General features: G+C 68.4%; 16 protein-coding genes. 4 read left to right on the forward strand and 12 right to left on the reverse strand.

The genetic code is table 11. The features are described 5' to 3' along the window. The first annotated feature begins 124 nt into the window (after positions 1 to 124). The gene (locus EIZ44_RS31715; protein WP_240691469.1) at positions 125 to 760 is read left to right on the forward strand and encodes a hypothetical protein; all 636 of its coding nucleotides are present in this window, start codon (positions 125 to 127) and stop codon (positions 758 to 760) included. Positions 761 to 908: 148 nt separating this feature from the next. Here EIZ44_RS31715 and EIZ44_RS31720 read toward each other — a convergent pair whose 3' ends face one another. The 6 genes from EIZ44_RS31720 to EIZ44_RS31745 all read right to left on the reverse strand — a co-directional run bounded on the left by EIZ44_RS31720 (position 909) and on the right by EIZ44_RS31745 (position 5,782). Then, on the reverse strand, positions 909 to 1,091 hold the full coding sequence (locus EIZ44_RS31720) for a hypothetical protein (RefSeq protein ID WP_134669703.1): 183 nt from the start codon (positions 1,089 to 1,091) through the stop codon (positions 909 to 911). Beyond that, a complete protein-coding gene (locus tag EIZ44_RS31725) occupies positions 1,088 to 2,113 on the reverse strand; it encodes a methyltransferase domain-containing protein (RefSeq protein WP_134732810.1) in 1,026 nt (341 codons plus the stop codon). The genes EIZ44_RS31720 and EIZ44_RS31725 overlap by 4 nt, the downstream gene beginning before the upstream one ends. Positions 2,114 to 2,432: 319 nt before the next feature. Continuing rightward, the gene (locus tag EIZ44_RS31730) at positions 2,433 to 2,696 is read right to left on the reverse strand and encodes a hypothetical protein (protein ID WP_037818283.1); all 264 of its coding nucleotides are present in this window, start codon (positions 2,694 to 2,696) and stop codon (positions 2,433 to 2,435) included. Beyond that, positions 2,693 to 3,040, reverse strand: a complete 348-nt coding sequence (locus EIZ44_RS31735; RefSeq protein WP_037818282.1) for a WhiB family transcriptional regulator — start codon at positions 3,038 to 3,040, stop codon at positions 2,693 to 2,695. Before EIZ44_RS31735 ends, EIZ44_RS31730 begins: the two co-directional genes overlap by 4 nt. A 153-nt stretch (positions 3,041 to 3,193) precedes the next feature. Next, a complete protein-coding gene (locus EIZ44_RS31740; protein WP_134732811.1) occupies positions 3,194 to 3,472 on the reverse strand; it encodes a hypothetical protein in 279 nt (92 codons plus the stop codon). A 210-nt stretch (positions 3,473 to 3,682) separates the two neighbouring features. After that, positions 3,683 to 5,782 carry an ATP-dependent DNA helicase UvrD2 gene (locus tag EIZ44_RS31745; protein WP_134732812.1) on the reverse strand — a complete coding sequence of 700 codons (2,100 nt, stop codon included), beginning with the start codon at positions 5,780 to 5,782 and terminating at the stop codon, positions 3,683 to 3,685. 64 nt (positions 5,783 to 5,846) lie between these two features. Here EIZ44_RS31745 and EIZ44_RS31750 point away from each other — a divergent pair, with 64 nt between their 5' ends. Then, a complete protein-coding gene (locus EIZ44_RS31750) occupies positions 5,847 to 6,575 on the forward strand; it encodes a DUF4191 domain-containing protein (RefSeq protein WP_037818279.1) in 729 nt (242 codons plus the stop codon). A 58-nt stretch (positions 6,576 to 6,633) separates the two neighbouring features. Here EIZ44_RS31750 and EIZ44_RS31755 read toward each other — a convergent pair whose 3' ends face one another. After that, the gene (locus EIZ44_RS31755) at positions 6,634 to 7,122 is read right to left on the reverse strand and encodes an RDD family protein (protein ID WP_134732814.1); all 489 of its coding nucleotides are present in this window, start codon (positions 7,120 to 7,122) and stop codon (positions 6,634 to 6,636) included. A gap of 172 nt (positions 7,123 to 7,294) precedes the next feature. Between EIZ44_RS31755 and glnA the strand changes: the two genes are divergently transcribed. After that, on the forward strand, positions 7,295 to 8,719 hold the full coding sequence (gene glnA, locus EIZ44_RS31760) for a type I glutamate--ammonia ligase (protein WP_037818277.1): 1,425 nt from the start codon (positions 7,295 to 7,297) through the stop codon (positions 8,717 to 8,719). A 335-nt stretch (positions 8,720 to 9,054) separates the two neighbouring features. On the opposite strand, the gene EIZ44_RS31765 is transcribed toward glnA, so the two are convergent. From EIZ44_RS31765 to EIZ44_RS31775, 3 genes are read right to left on the reverse strand one after another with little or no spacing between them, the layout of a single operon-like run. Then, on the reverse strand, positions 9,055 to 10,212 hold the full coding sequence (locus EIZ44_RS31765; protein WP_134732816.1) for a glycine C-acetyltransferase: 1,158 nt from the start codon (positions 10,210 to 10,212) through the stop codon (positions 9,055 to 9,057). Further along, entirely contained in the window at positions 10,209 to 11,171 is a 963-nt protein-coding gene (locus tag EIZ44_RS31770) for an NmrA/HSCARG family protein (protein WP_134732818.1), read from the reverse strand. Before EIZ44_RS31770 ends, EIZ44_RS31765 begins: the two co-directional genes overlap by 4 nt. Further along, the gene (locus tag EIZ44_RS31775; RefSeq protein WP_240691471.1) at positions 11,168 to 12,001 is read right to left on the reverse strand and encodes a polysaccharide deacetylase family protein; all 834 of its coding nucleotides are present in this window, start codon (positions 11,999 to 12,001) and stop codon (positions 11,168 to 11,170) included. Before EIZ44_RS31775 ends, EIZ44_RS31770 begins: the two co-directional genes overlap by 4 nt. Positions 12,002 to 12,118: 117 nt before the next feature. On the opposite strand from EIZ44_RS31775, the gene EIZ44_RS31780 reads away from it, so the two are divergent. Beyond that, a complete protein-coding gene (locus EIZ44_RS31780) occupies positions 12,119 to 13,018 on the forward strand; it encodes a LysR family transcriptional regulator (protein WP_205673375.1) in 900 nt (299 codons plus the stop codon). Here EIZ44_RS31780 and EIZ44_RS31785 read toward each other — a convergent pair. Together EIZ44_RS31785 and EIZ44_RS31790 are read right to left on the reverse strand one after the other, a co-directional pair. Continuing rightward, positions 13,012 to 13,704 carry a methyltransferase domain-containing protein gene (locus EIZ44_RS31785; RefSeq protein WP_134669718.1) on the reverse strand — a complete coding sequence of 231 codons (693 nt, stop codon included), beginning with the start codon at positions 13,702 to 13,704 and terminating at the stop codon, positions 13,012 to 13,014. The genes EIZ44_RS31780 and EIZ44_RS31785 overlap by 7 nt on opposite strands. Further along, the gene (locus EIZ44_RS31790; RefSeq protein WP_037818270.1) at positions 13,701 to 14,033 is read right to left on the reverse strand and encodes an ArsR/SmtB family transcription factor; all 333 of its coding nucleotides are present in this window, start codon (positions 14,031 to 14,033) and stop codon (positions 13,701 to 13,703) included. The genes EIZ44_RS31785 and EIZ44_RS31790 overlap by 4 nt, the downstream gene beginning before the upstream one ends. Positions 14,034 to 14,054: the final 21 nt, after the last annotated feature.

Consider the following 14,054-nt stretch of genomic DNA (forward strand, 5'->3'; position numbering starts at 1 on the left):
TCCGAGCCGCGAGGAACTCCTGCACGCAGCCGTCGCCCGGTACGGACGCGGAACCATCATCACGGGCACGGATGCGTTGTGCGCACACGGAATCAGCCATCCGCGGACTCCGGAAATCCACCTTTTGGTGCCACACAACCGAAGGCCGGCCAACGAACCGAGCGTCATCACCTACCGCACCGCACGAATGCCCAAAGCAATCCAGATCGACGGCCTCCCCTACGCAAGCGCCGCCCGCGCCGCCCTCGACCTGGCCCGGCGGGAGAACGATCCGGACGAGATCGCGAGGCTGGTGTCGCTGCCGCTGTATTGGGGCTTGGCCGACCGCGCCGAGCTGACGACCGAATTGAACACCGGAAACCAGCGCGGTTCAGCCGCCGTACGCAATGTCCTGCGCAACCTCGACGACCAAGAAACCTTCGCGCACGGGCAAGCACTCCGGGTCCTTCAACGAACCCCGCTGCCCACCCCGCAATGGAACGTCGCAGTCTGCGACCGCCGCGGCCGCCGCCTCGGCACCGCAGACGCTTGGTGGGACGAGATCGGCTTGGCCTGGCGCTACCGCACCGCCGCGGGCCCAGAAGACTTCAGCCACCTGGCTTTAGCCGCGACCGGCACCGTGCTGTTTCGGTGCACCCCACGCCAACTCCGAGAATCCCCAGAGGAGATGAGCACAGAACTCCTCAACGCCTACCGCCACGCAGCGCGCACGCCCCGCCCCAAAGTGCGCGCCGTCTACAAGACAGGAAATGCCGCATGACCCGAACCTGACGCCCGAACACGTACGCCGATTACCGGCACTCGGCAGGATGCCTCGCCTCAGCGCCCCGAACATGGTTACACGCGACTCTGGCACGAACGCTCGTCAAGCGATCCGCCTCCCAGACCGAATCGCGCACGCGGTCCAGTCACCAGTACTCGTCGGGCAGCTTGCCTTCGATGTCCCGGACGTGGTTGCGCGCGCAGTCCGGACAGAGCCAGCGCTGTTGCCCGTTTTCCTTGGTGCTCACCCAGGCCAAGGTCGCGAGCGGATCGGTTTCGGCGGAGCGTGCCCGGCCGCACCGCGAGCACGTGGGGTCAGGCGCGGTCACGGTCGGCGTCCGTGGTGCACGGTGCGGGCGCCGAGCAGGTAGAGGTCGCGGCGATGGCCGAGGTAGTGGGCGCTGTCCGGATCGAGCAGGGACGCCAGCGTCGCGCGGTCTTCCTCGGAGAGATAGTCGGCACCGTGCGTTGCGAGACGGGAAAGGTGGTGGTGCACATAGTCGGCGAGACCGTCCGGGCCAGGTGCAGGGTGGTCCACGAGCGCGCTGAACGAGCTGACGTCAGCGAGTCCGGCGTGTTCGAGCGCGAGCGGCCAGCCGTAGGGCATCGGCACGGCACCGTCGATGCCCTCGCGCATTCCGACGAACCATTCCGCCTGCGCGGCCTGCAACCGGTCCTCCAGACCGGGCCGTCCGAGCCCTAGATCCCAAGGGAGGCAAGAAAAAGACAGCCCACCCTCAGCCAGTGCGACCACGCCGCCAGCCCGCGCGACCGCGGTAAGCGTGCCAATCGCGGCCTGCTGGTCCGGAAGATGATGCACGACGCGCGATGCCCATACGAGATCCGCGGCAGGCAGCAAATCGGGCAGGGCACCGTCGGCGAGGTCGGCAACTACCGCACGAACCTCGACTGCTTGCGCGGTGCCCTCGGCTGTCGATGCGCCGCCTTCGACTGTCGTGGCGGTGTCCTCGGCTGCTGCGAGATGGCCGTTCGAGGGCTCAGCGCCGCCGTCAGGCACTCGGCCGTTGCGCGTCTGCGTTGAGCCATCCCTGCGGTGGGCCTGCGCGACGTCAGCGGCGGCGCGTACGGCGCGCTCGGCCTCGTGGAGCAATTCGGGTGTCGCGTCGACCAGGATGATCGTGCCGCCGCCTTGGGTGGCCAGGGCTCGGGCGAAGTGGGTGCTCATCCCACCGGCTCCGCAGCCCAGGTCGATCACCGTCGGGTTGGCGGGGAGTTTCGCCACCAGACGCGCGGCGATGACGGCGTGGGCGGGAGCGTCGAGAGTGTCGGCTGCGCGGAGGAGAACCAGCCGGTCAGCCCAGTCGATGTGGTCGTGCGTATGTCCGGACACGGGGTCATTGAACACCGGTCCGCGCGCGAGAACGAGCCTGGACTGTCCCCCGACGGACCTTCCAGGCTCGTTTCAGCGAAGAGATCGCGGCGGAACCGGTCGCACGTGACAGGTCGCCTGATCACCCAACTGCTGGGTGATCAGGCGACAAGAACCTGCGCCGGAATCCGCATCCGGGCGAGCGGCACCCGCAGGCCAGGACTGGAGGCAATCCTGGCGGCGGGCACCGCTCCCGGACAAGACAGGGCTCCGGCACGAAGCGGCCGGTCAGGCAAGGAGCCGGGCCGAAACCCGGGCTTGCCTGACCAGGCCGTCCGTATTAATTGGGTGGTTGGTAGCGCTCCGCGCGGCTGGCCGCCCAGCGGGCTACCCGCGACCAGCGGCGCGCGGCTCGCGCTTGGCGCCACGGGCGTTGGGCTTCATGTTCGGTTATCAGGTCGCGTATTCGCGCTCGGGACAGTTCTTCGTGAAGCAACATCTTCGTGGTCTCCTGAGACTTGTTCTGCTTGGGTTTCGGCTGAACGCGGACCGGTTTTCCGGTGCGGGCCTCGAAATCGCGCGTGGTGATGAGGTCGACGGTCATGCGGCTGCGCTCCGTGCTGCTGCGGCGGGTTCGAGGGCGGCGTTCTTGCGCGGACGGCCACGGGGCCGCTTGCGTGCGATCACCGCGCCGCGCTCGAAGATCTCTCCTCCCCAGACACCCCACGGCTCACGCCGGGCGAGTGCACCCGCGAGGCAGGCCTCGCGGACCGGGCAGGCGGCGCAGAACGCCTTGGCCCGCTCGAGTTCCGCGGGCGATTCGGCGAACCAGAGGTCCGCGTCGCGCGAGCGGCAGGGGAGTTCCGGCTCGGCGACCCCTTCGAGCAGGTCGCCGATGTCGAACCCTTCGGCTAAGGGGCCCTCGGCGAGGGCGATGGCGGATGACATTTCCGTGCTCCTTTGCGATGCGGTGGTGGTGTGGCGGTGGGCGATCGAACTGGACAACTTGTTCCTTCTTGTTGTGCAGCCAAAAAAACACGAAGGCCGCGGATCCGGTTACCGGTTCCGCGGCCTTCGTGAGCCTTGAGTCCTGACGTCAGGTCAGGAACTTCGCTCCCGTATCGACAACGGAACACGGAACTGCTTGATGGTCGGCAGATCGACATCAACCTGCGGGTACGCGGCAACAACGGCGGCGCTCGCGAGAGTGATGCCGACCGGGGCCCCGTTGCGCTCGATGCGACGCAATCCGTCGATGTGACGACGCGTTCCGTCGATGTGCGCGAACGTGGACACACCGGTGCCCTGGCGCGGGGCGTCAACGGTCATGCAGAGAGACAGACCGGTGCCAGGGTTCGTCTGCATCAGATTGCTGATCATTTCACCGGCACCGCCTTTCTCTCTCGGACTGCGCCGCTCGAAGCGGCAGCCGTCGTGTGTTCTTCCCCAGACCGGGCTCTCGCCCGGGTGCCTACGCAGGTTATGCGCCCCAGCGCAACCGGGGCAACTTATTTTCCCAAATCTCTGCCGAAAAGCTGAAGATCGCCTCCGAGCTGCAGGTTCGCCGCATCGATCACCGCGAAGACGCGGTCAAGATCGCATCGACGACCGGACCACGTCGAGCACCTCGGCGCCGAACCGCTCGAGCTTCGTCGCGCCGATCCCGGAGATCGACACCAGCGCGCCGTCGTCGGTCGGCCGTTGTTCGGCGATCGCCATCAGCGTCGCGTCAGTGAACACGACGAACGCCGGGACCTTCAGCTCCCGCGAACGCTCCCCGCGCCACGTCTTCAGCTTCTCCAGCAGATCCTCATCCACTGTGGACGGGCACTTCCCGCACCGGCCGAGCTTGACCTCCATGGTCTGCACCAGCGGACCGCCGCACAGCCGGCAGCGGGCGACATTCGAGCCAGGCTTCGCCGCCTGCTGCGATCGGGCGATGCGGGCCGCCGGGTGGTCCTCCGGGATCAGCCCGTACAGGAACCGCGAGCGGCGCCGGTTGCGTCCCCTGCCTTGTCCGCGCGACAGCGACCACGACAGCGACAGGTGCTCCCGAGCCCGCGTGACGCCGACGTAGAACAGCCGTCGTTCCTCTTCGATCGCGGCGTCGTCGCCGTCCGCGTGCAAGATCGGCATCGTGCCCTCGGACAGCCCGACGAGGAACACCGCGTCCCACTCGAGCCCCTTCGCCGCGTGCAGCGAGGCGAGCGTGACGCCCTCGACGGTCGGCGGGTGCTGCGCCGCCGCGCGCTGTTCGAGCTCCGCGACGAAGCGCGGCAAATCCGCGTCCTCGACCGCCGCGGCCAGCTCCTCGGCCAGCTCCACCAGCGCGAGCAGCGCGTCCCAGCGCTCCTTCGCCGCTCCGCCCGACGGCGGCTGCTCGGTGAGCCCGACCCGCGCGAGCACCGAGCGCACCGTGGTGACCAGCTCCAGCGAGGTCGGTTCCATCGACGCCGTGCGCAGCGCCGCCATCGCCTGCCGGACCTCGGTGCGCTGGAAGAACCGCTCGCCGCCGCGGACCAGGTACGGGATCCCGGCTTCGGTGAGCGCTTGCTCATACGCCTCGGACTGCGCGTTCACCCGGAACAAGATCGCGATCTCGCTCGCCGGCACGTCCGCGTCGAGCAGTTCGCGGACCCGCCGCGCGACCGCGCTGGCCTCGGCGGCCTCGTCCTCGTACTCGGCGAACCGCGGGTCCGGCCCCTCCGGACGCTGCCCGATGAGCTTCAGCCGCGACCCGGCCGGACGTCCGCGCGCGGCGCCGATCACGCGGTTCGCGAGCGCGACGACCTGCGGCGTGGACCGGTAGTCGCGTTCGAGGCGCACGACGGTCGCCTCCGGGAACCGCCGCGTGAACTCCAGCAGCGACTTCGGCGAGGCGCCGCCGAAGGAGTAGATGGTCTGGTTGGCGTCGCCGACGACGGTGAGGTCGTCGCGGCCGCCGAGCCACGCGTCGAGCAACCGCTGCTGCAACGGCGTGACGTCCTGGTACTCGTCGACCACGAAGCAGCGGTACCGGTCGCGGAACTCGGTCGCGACCGCCTCGTGCCGCTCCAGCACCGCGGTGGTCTGCAGAAGCAGGTCGTCGAAGTCGAGGACCTGCGCGTTCGTCTTCAGCTCCTCGTACCAGCGGTAGACCTCGGCGACCTGCGCGACCGGCGCGGGGGTGTCGCGCTGCATCCGCGCGGCGACCGTCGGGTAGTCGTCCGGCGAGACGAGCGACGCCTTGCTCCACTCGATCTCGCTCGCCAGGTCGCGCAGCACCTCGGTCTCGGTGCTCAGCCGGACGCGCTGGGCGGCCTGGGCGACGAGCCGGAACTTGTTGTCGATCAGGTCCCACGGCCGGTCGCCGACGACGCGCGGCCAGAAGTAGCGGAGCTGACGGCGGGCGGCGGCGTGGAAGGTCAGCGCCTGCGCCGCGTCGACCCCGAGGCCGCGCAGCCGGGTGCGCATCTCCCCCGCCGCGCGCGTCGTGAAGGTGACGGCCAGTACCTGCCCAGCCGCGACATGGCCCGATCGGACCAGGTGGGCGATGCGGTGCGTGATCGTCCGGGTCTTTCCGGTGCCCGCGCCGGCGAGGACGCACACCGGGCCGCGGGGGGCCGCCGCGGCGGCTCGCTGCTCGGGATCAAGCCCGTCGAGCAGGCTCGCGCGGCTCTGCCGGCTCTGGGGAGACGATGCGATGGCCACCCCGCGATCCTCGCAGAGGGGGCCGACGGATTCCCGGCCGGGCACGCGGCCGTATCCTGGTCATATGGCGGGCAAGCAGGACAAGGAAGCGGCCAAGCAGGCCAAGCGGGAAAAGCGCGCTGCGAGCAAGGCCCGGCGCGGCCAGCTGTTCGAGGCGTTCAAGATGCAGCGCCGCGAAGACCCGATGCTCATCCCCTGGATGGCCGGTTCGATCGTGGTCGTCGCCGGTGTGCTGTTTTGCATCGGGCTCATCTTCGGCATCCAGTGGACGCTGCTGCCGCTGGGCATCGTGCTCGGCATCCTGCTCGCCGTGATCATCTTCGGCAGGCGCGTGCAGCGCACGGTCTACGGCAAGGCCGACGGCCAGCCCGGCGCGGGAGCCTGGGCGCTGGAGAACATGCGCGGCAAGTGGAAGGTCACGCCGACCGTCGCCGCGACGACCCAACTCGACGCCGTCCACCGCGTGCTCGGCCACCCCGGCGTGATCCTCGTGGCCGAAGGCGCGCCGCACCGGGTGAAGAGCCTGCTCGCGCAGGAGAAGAAGCGCGTGTCGCGGCTGGTCGGCGACACCCCGATCTACGACGTGACGATCGGGCACGAGGAGAAGCAGGTCCCCCTCAAGAAGCTGCAGTCGCACCTGACGAAGCTGCCGCGCAACCTCAAGCCGGCCCAGATCGACGCCCTCGAGGCGAAGCTGGCCGCGCTCGGCTCGCGCGGCGCCGCGATGCCGAAGGGCCCGATGCCCGCGGGCGCGAAGATGCGGAACGTGCAGCGCACCATCCGCCGTCGCTGACGCTTGGTTGCCGAGAACCCCCGGTCCGCCGCGGCCGGGGGTTCTTCGCGTCCGGGGGTCAGCGCATCCGGATGACGACGGTGTTGGTGACGCGGTCGAGCCAGTTGCGGCCGTCGGCGTTGCGCACCAGCGGCGGGAGCAGCAGCACCGTGAGCACCATCCGCACCAGCGCGCGCCACGCGCCGACCATCGCCGCCCCGTCCAGGCGCGCCACCCGGATGCCGAGGGCCGCCATGCCGGGGGTGAAGCCGAAGAACGTGACCGGAATGACCGTAATGACCGCCCAGACCGCGCCCGCCCAGAGGTTGAACGTCTGCATCGCGGCGGCGTTCTGCAGGTCGTAGCGCACGAACAGGGCCGTGATCAGGGAGGCGAGCACCAGGTCGAGCACGAGCGCGAGGAAGCGCGGGCCGCCGCCCGCCACCGAGCCGACGCCCGATTCGGGCAGGCCCATCGACTCGCCGCGCCACTTCGGGGCCTCGCGCGGACCCGCCGCGGTGGAGCCGTCGCCCGTGCCCGGCAGCCATTCACCCGTCCATCTCGCCACCCGTCCAGGGTATGCCGGTGGCGCGGACCACATCCGGCCTGGTCGACTGGGCAGTGACGGCGGCCCGTTAACACCCGCGAAACATTCGGGTGACGGTCGGGCAACACCGCCCTCTTAGCGTGAGCCGAAGAGAGTACAGCCGCCGGTAACGAACGAGAAGGAGTCACCGAGGGTGCCCACTACTCCAGACGACATTCAGCGCCTCATCGCCGACGAGAAGGTCGAGTCGATCGACGTCAGGTTCTGCGACCTGCCGGGCGTCATGCAGCACTTCACGGTGCCGGCCAAGGCGTTCGACCTGGAGGCGTACGAAGAGGGTCTCGCCTTCGACGGCTCCTCGGTGCGCGGCTTCCAGTCGATCCACGAGTCCGACATGCTGCTGCTGCCGGACCCCGAGACGGCGCGGATCGACCCGTTCCGCAAGGCGAAGACGCTCTCGCTGAACTTCTTCGTGCACGACCCGTTCACCCGCGAGGCCTACAGCCGCGACCCGCGCAACATCGCGCGCAAGGCCGAGCAGTACATCGCGGAGTACGGCGTCGCCGACAACGTCTTCTTCGGCCCCGAGGCGGAGTTCTACATCTTCGACTCGGTCCGTTTTGAGGACGCCGAGCACCTGTCGTTCCACGAGATCGACTCGGTCGAGGGCTGGTGGAACACCGGCGCCGACACCGAGGGCGGGAACCAGGGCTACAAGACGAAGTTCAAGGGCGGATACTTCCCCGTCCCGCCGGTCGACCACTTCGCCGACCTGCGCGACGACATCGTCCGCACGCTGACGAACTCCGGCTTCGAGATCGAGCGCGCGCACCACGAGGTGGGCACCGCCGGTCAGACGGAGATCAACTACAAGTTCAACACGCTGCTGCACGCTGCCGACGACCTGCAGCTGTTCAAGTACATCGTGAAGAACACCGTGTTCGCCGCGGGCAAGACCGCGACGTTCATGCCGAAGCCGCTCGCCGGCGACAACGGCTCGGGCATGCACTGCCACCAGTCGCTGTGGAAGGACGGCCAGCCGCTGTTCCACGACGAGTCCGGCTACGCGGGCCTGTCCGACACGGCGCGGCACTACATCGGCGGCCTGCTCAAGCACGCGCCGAGCCTGCTGGCCTTCACCAACCCGACGGTGAACTCCTACCACCGCCTGGTGCCGGGCTTCGAGGCCCCGGTTTCGCTGGTGTACTCGCAGCGCAACCGCTCCGCGTGCGTCCGCATCCCGATCACCGGCAACAACGCGAAGGCCAAGCGCGCCGAGTTCCGCTGCCCGGACTCGTCGGGCAACCCGTACCTCGCGTTCTCCGCGATGATGATGGCCGGGCTCGACGGCATCAAGAACAAGATCGAGCCGCCGGAGCCGATCGACAAGGACCTCTACGAGCTGCCGCCCGAGGAGGCCAAGAACGTCAAGCTGGTCCCGGGCGACCTGGGCACCGTGCTGGACACCCTGGAGCAGGACCACGACTACCTGCTCGAGGGCGGCGTCTTCACGCCCGACGTGATCGAGACGTGGATCCAGTACAAGCGCGAGAACGAAATCGACCCGCTGCGGCTTCGTCCGCACCCGTACGAGTTCTCGCTGTACTACGACGTGTGATCGGCGCGGGGCTTTGACCAGGGGTTTCACTGGTCCGAGTCCCCGCCAGGCCGTCACCAGGCCGCCAGAGGTGAGCAGGTGACGACCCACAAGACACGGGACGGCGGTCGAGGGGATTCCCCGACCGCCGTCCCGTTCTTTGTGCCCTTGTCGTTTCACGCGGCGTCTTTCCGGCGGAACACCTCATTGATGGCCCGCCGAGTCCGAGAGGGACCCGCCAGGCCGTCCCCGGGCCGTCAGACGTCGGCAGGTCAGCGCCGGGGCGTGACAGACCTACTGAACTCGCACTCCTCGAATGGCCCGTCAGCCTCGTGCTGGCGGGCCATTCGCGTTTGTCAGCCGCGGGCGGCCATGAACGCGGCGACGCAACGGTCCAGGTCTTCGAGGGAGTGCTCCGACGAGATCTGCACCCGGATGCGGGCCGCCCCCAGCGGCACCACTGGGTAGCTGAACGCTGTCACGTATACGCCCAACCGCAGCATTCGTTCGGCCATGCGGACGGCTTCGGCTGCGTCGCCGAGCATCACCGGCACGATCGGGTGTTCGCCGGGCAGTAGGGGGAAGCCTGCCTGGCTCATCCGAGAGCGGAAGACGGCCGTGTTGCGGTGGAGCGTCGCGCGGCGGGAGGGGTCGGCGAGGTCTAGGGCGGCGAGGGTGCCTGCGACGATGGCGGGTGGGAGGGCGTTGGAGAACAGGTACGGGCGGGAGCGCTGCCGCAGCAGGTCCACGATTTCGGCATGGGCGCTGACAAAACCGCCGGACGCGCCGCCGAGGGCTTTGCCTAGGGTGCCGGTGACGATGTCGACTCGGTCGCGTACGCCTAGGAGTTCGGGGGTTCCGGCTCCGGTCTCGCCGAGGATTCCGGTGGCGTGTGAGTCGTCGACCATGACCAGGGCGTCGTGTTTATCGGCTAGGTCGCAGATTTCTCGCAGTGGGGCGATGGAGCCGTCCATGGAGAAGACGCCGTCAGTGACGATGAGTCGGCGGCGGGCGGCGGTGGACGCCAGTTGGTTTTCTAGCTCGGCCAGGGTGCGGTAGCGGTGGCGGCGCGCCTTGGAAAGTCTGATGCCGTCGATGATTGAGGCGTGGTTGAGGGCGTCGGAGAACACTGCGTCGCGTTCGTCGAGGAGGGTGGCGAATACGCCGCCGTTCGCGTCGAAGCATGAGGAATAGAGGTTTGTCGCCTCGGTTCCCAGCAAGGCTGACAGGCGCGCTTCCAGCTCAGTGTGCAGGGTTTGAGTGCCGCAGATGAAGCGGACGCTTGCCATTCCGAAGCCGTGCGCTTCGAGGGCTCGTTGGGCGGCGGCGATGACTGCGGGGTGGTTGGCCAGGCCTAGGTAGTTGTTGGCGCAGAAGTTCAGGAACTCCTGTCCGGCTACGGAGATCTGCGGTGATTGCGGCGAGGTGAGACGGTGTTCGGCCTGGTACAGGTCTGCGGCGCGGAGGTCTTCGAGGGTGGCGCGCAGTTCGTTTCGGACGGACGCGTACGTCATGATCTAGGCCGGAACTGCTGAACCTCGCGGCGGCTGCCGTCCCAGCCGGTTCGGTGCAGCCAGTCTTCGAAGGTCATCAGGCCGGGGTGGAGGCGGCGCAACAGGGCGAGGTCGCGGTCGTGGGCGGCGACGTCGTGTCGCTGGAAGAAGCCGAACATTCCGGCGTAGTCGTGGCCGACGTCGGGGATGCTCGTGCGGAGGGTGCCGAGTGGCAGGTCTTCGTAGCGGGAGGGCGTCCCAGTTACGCGCTCGAAGGTCGCGGCGATTTCGGTGCCGGTCAGGCTGTCCGCGGAGACGGCCAGATCGCGTGCGCCCCAGGATTGCCAGTGTTCCAGCATGTGTACTGCGAACCAGGCGATGTCGGACAGGGCGATCATCGGGTATCGGCCGGTGCCGAGCGGGAGGGTGAACACCACGGCCTCGTCGCCCTCGGGTGACAGGCGGGACTGGAGGTTCTCGAAGTACGGCGAGGTCACCAGGATCGAGACGTGCTCGGAATACCAGCCGTCCGGTTCGTGGCGCATCATTTCTTCGGATCGGTGCAGCTGGATGTGTGCGGCGACGGCGGCTTTGGCTTCGTAATGCGGCACGAGAACGCGGCCGGCGGTGAGCGTCGCGGCGCTGTCCAGCGAGGACCACACGAATCGGTCGACGCCGTGTTGGCGGGCTGCTTCGAGGATGCTCGTGCCTTGCGTGAACTCGGCGAGCGGGCTTTGCGTGGAGAAGAAATCGGTGTTGCAGAAGACTCGGGAGACGCCGTTCAGCGCGCGCTCGATGCTTCGCGGATCGCTTGCGTCGCCTCGGACTAACCGCACGCGGTCATGGGAAAGGGCTGTCGCGCGGGGTGAATCTGGGTCGCGGGTGAGCACGGTGACTTCGTCGTCGGTGTCGGCGAGGAGCCGGGTGACGACACGGCTGCCCATGGCTCCGGTTCCGCCGATGACGAGGGTGTGAGTCATGACGCGGCCTTCTCGAGCACGTACTCGGCGAGTTCGTGGTGGGTGGCGATCCAGAGGTCGTCTCGGCGGAGGGCGACTTCCTGGAGCAGCTGGTCGAATTGGTCGGCGAACAGGGGGCGTCCGCCGACATGGGCGTGGACGGTCAGGTTGAGAATCCCTGGGGTCGACTGGCGGAGGAGGTAGTCGAGAAAGTCGACGTGGATGTCCCGGTATGCGCGCGGGCCTGCCATGACACCGCGTACGTCGGTGAAGTCGCTGTGCATCAAGTAGACCAAGGGGCCCGCGGACGTGGTCGCGACGTACGGCAAATCCTGGTCGCTGTGGTCGCCGGACCAGAGGTAGCCGGACGCGGCGAGCAGGTCCGGGGTGCGGCGGGATTCGGTGGCGCGTGGGCTGAGCCAGCCGGTGGGCCGGGAGCCGGTGACGTCTCGCAGGATTTCGGTGCAGCGGTTGATGTTTTCCGCTTCGGCGTCGGGATCGAGCTGTCCGGGAATGACGTCTTGGGCGTAGGAATGCGCGGCGATCTCGTGTCCGGCGGCGTGTGCGGCGAGCACCGGTTCGGGGTGTCGCTCGGCGAGAAGGCCGCTGACGCCGAAGGTGGCCGGCAGGTCGTGCCGGTCCAGGATTTCGAGCAGCCGCCACACTCCGGTCGTCGCCCCGTATTCGGCCCACGACATGCTGTGCCGGCACTCCACGCCGGGCAGCGGCCAGGCGGCGGCCATCGGCGCGTAGACCGGCCAGTGGCCGTCGGACCACGACTCGAGCGCGACGCAGATCTTCACCGCGACCTTCTTGCCGTCCGGCCAAGCCCGCACGGGTCCCATGGGCATTCTCCGCTTCTTTCCGTCGGAATTTCGACGGTAGCCGCGGGCGGGCGATTCATTTAACCTCGTCGGCGGAGAGGATTCATCCACGCGATGCATAAGCCAGAAGTCACGCTCGACCGCATGCGCACGTTCGTCCGGGTCGCCGAAAGCGGCAGTTTCTCCGCGGTGGCCCGGGATCTCGGCGTCGGGCAGTCCACCGTCACCCGGCATGTCGGCGACCTGGAGGAGGCGCTCGGGGTCTCCGTGTTCAGCCGCACCACCAGGAGCATTTCGCTGACCGACGAGGGCCGCCGCTATTACGCCCGCGCCACGGAGATCCTCCGGTTGGTCGAGCAGGCTCGACAGGAGGTCGAAGACGCCAGGACCGGTGCGTCCGGCAGAGTACGGATCTCGTGTTCGGCCTTTTTCGGGGTGATGCACCTGAGCCGGTTGATCTTCGGCTTCCAGGATCGCTATCCGGACATTCGCGTCGACTTCGTCCTCACCGACGAGCGCTCCGACCTGATCCGCGACGGCGTGGACATCGCGATTCAGCTCGGGCCGCAGCCGGACAGCGAACTGCGCCTGCGTCCGCTCGGGATGGCGCATCAGATTCTGGTCGCGTCACCCGACTATCTCGCGCGGCGCGGAACGCCTGAGTCGCCGGAGGAACTCTCGTCGCACGACGTGATTCGCCGGACCAGCGTCGCCAAGAGCGGCGAGTTGACGCTGATCGACGAGGAGGGCACGGAGCACGTCGCGACCTTCACGCCTCGGCTGCGGGTTGATCACGGTCTCGCGGCTCGGGAAGCGCTCGTTGCTGGCCGCGGAATCGCGCCCGTGCCGCGGTGGCTGGTGGACGACCTTCTGCGGGACGGAACGCTGCGGGCGGTGCTGCCTGAGTACGGTTGCGCGCCGGTGCCGGTGAATCTGCTCGTCGTGCCGGAGCGGGCGGAGCTGACGCGGGTGCGACTTTTGCGGGACTTTCTCGCGGACGAGATCACCCGGGTTCCGGGAGTGGGGCCGCTGCTTCGTCAGTGAGGCTTGCTGGCGCGGATGATCGCCGAGTACAGCTTGTTTCCGACCTCGTGCGTACGCCGGATGTCCACGTCCACGAGACCCGCAGCGTGGAGCAAGGCTCGGTAATCGTCCGCGGTCAGTGCTCCGCCGAGGCATTCCTCGTCGGCGGCTGCGCGCTCCGCCGCGGTCAGCGTTTCCTCGGCGAGGAGGTCGGTCACGCCGAGGCGGCCGCCGGGACGCAGCACGCGCGCGACTCCCGCGAAGACAGCCGGTTTGTCCGGCGACAGGGCGATGACGCAGTTGGAGATCACGACGTCGACAGTGTTGTCCGGCAAGGGAATGGCTTCGATCGTGCCCTTGACGAACTCGACATTCGCGACTTCCGCCTGCGCGGCCTGTCGCCGGGCGAGAGCGAGCATTTCGTCGGTCATGTCGAGGCCGATGGCGCGGCCGGAGGGTCCGACGCGCCGCGCGGAAAGCAGGACGTCCAGGCCGCCACCGGAGCCGAGGTCGAGGACAGTCTCGCCGGGGCGCAGGTCGGCGACGGCGAGCGGGTTTCCACAGCCGAGACTGGTGGCTGCCACGGTTTCGGGGACGTCTTCCCCGGCGTAGTGCTGTGCGCCGAGTTCCCCGGTGGCTTCGCCGGCCAGCGCTCGTCGTGCGGCGTTGGCGTAGCGTTCCCGGACCGCGTCCTGATCTGGACTCATCTCGGTACCTCGCAAGCGATGTCGGCGAAGGGGACGGCGGCGCGGCCCATGACGACGTCGGCCGCGCTGGGGAAGCAGGACAAACACCGCTCGTTCACCCGGTACAACCGGGCGGTGCCGTGCGGCTGCACGAGGACGAACCGAGCTTCGGTGAGGATCTTCAGATGCGCTGAGACGGTCGATTGGCTGACGCTTACCTGCTCGACGATTTCGCCGACCGACAGCGGACGATCCGCGGAGGCGATCAGGTGCAGGATCTGGACGCGCGTCGGATCCGCGAGCGCGCGGAACCATCCGGCGTAGGTCTCCGCCTCGGCTCGGTCCAACACGGCAACTCCCTTCATCGTCCA

It is taken from the genome of Amycolatopsis nivea (genome assembly GCF_004522235.1).
In the GTDB taxonomy this organism is placed as follows: Bacteria; Actinomycetota; Actinomycetes; order Mycobacteriales; family Pseudonocardiaceae; genus Amycolatopsis; species Amycolatopsis nivea.

Excerpts from the sequence above, each read along its gene's own strand:
- EIZ44_RS31730 (WP_037818283.1), bottom strand. The coding sequence starts at position 2,696 with ATGACCGTCGACCTCATCACCACGCGCGATTTCGAGGCCCGCACCGGA.
- EIZ44_RS31735 (WP_037818282.1), bottom strand. The coding sequence starts at position 3,040 with ATGTCATCCGCCATCGCCCTCGCCGAGGGCCCCTTAGCCGAAGGGTTC.
- EIZ44_RS31740 (WP_134732811.1), bottom strand. The coding sequence starts at position 3,472 with ATGATCAGCAATCTGATGCAGACGAACCCTGGCACCGGTCTGTCTCTC.
- EIZ44_RS31750 (WP_037818279.1), top strand. The coding sequence starts at position 5,847 with ATGGCGGGCAAGCAGGACAAGGAAGCGGCCAAGCAGGCCAAGCGGGAA.
- EIZ44_RS31765 (WP_134732816.1), bottom strand. The coding sequence starts at position 10,212 with ATGACGTACGCGTCCGTCCGAAACGAACTGCGCGCCACCCTCGAAGAC.
- EIZ44_RS31770 (WP_134732818.1), bottom strand. The coding sequence starts at position 11,171 with ATGACTCACACCCTCGTCATCGGCGGAACCGGAGCCATGGGCAGCCGT.
- EIZ44_RS31775 (WP_240691471.1), bottom strand. The coding sequence starts at position 12,001 with ATGCCCATGGGACCCGTGCGGGCTTGGCCGGACGGCAAGAAGGTCGCG.
- EIZ44_RS31780 (WP_205673375.1), top strand. The coding sequence starts at position 12,119 with ATGCGCACGTTCGTCCGGGTCGCCGAAAGCGGCAGTTTCTCCGCGGTG.
- EIZ44_RS31785 (WP_134669718.1), bottom strand. The coding sequence starts at position 13,704 with ATGAGTCCAGATCAGGACGCGGTCCGGGAACGCTACGCCAACGCCGCA.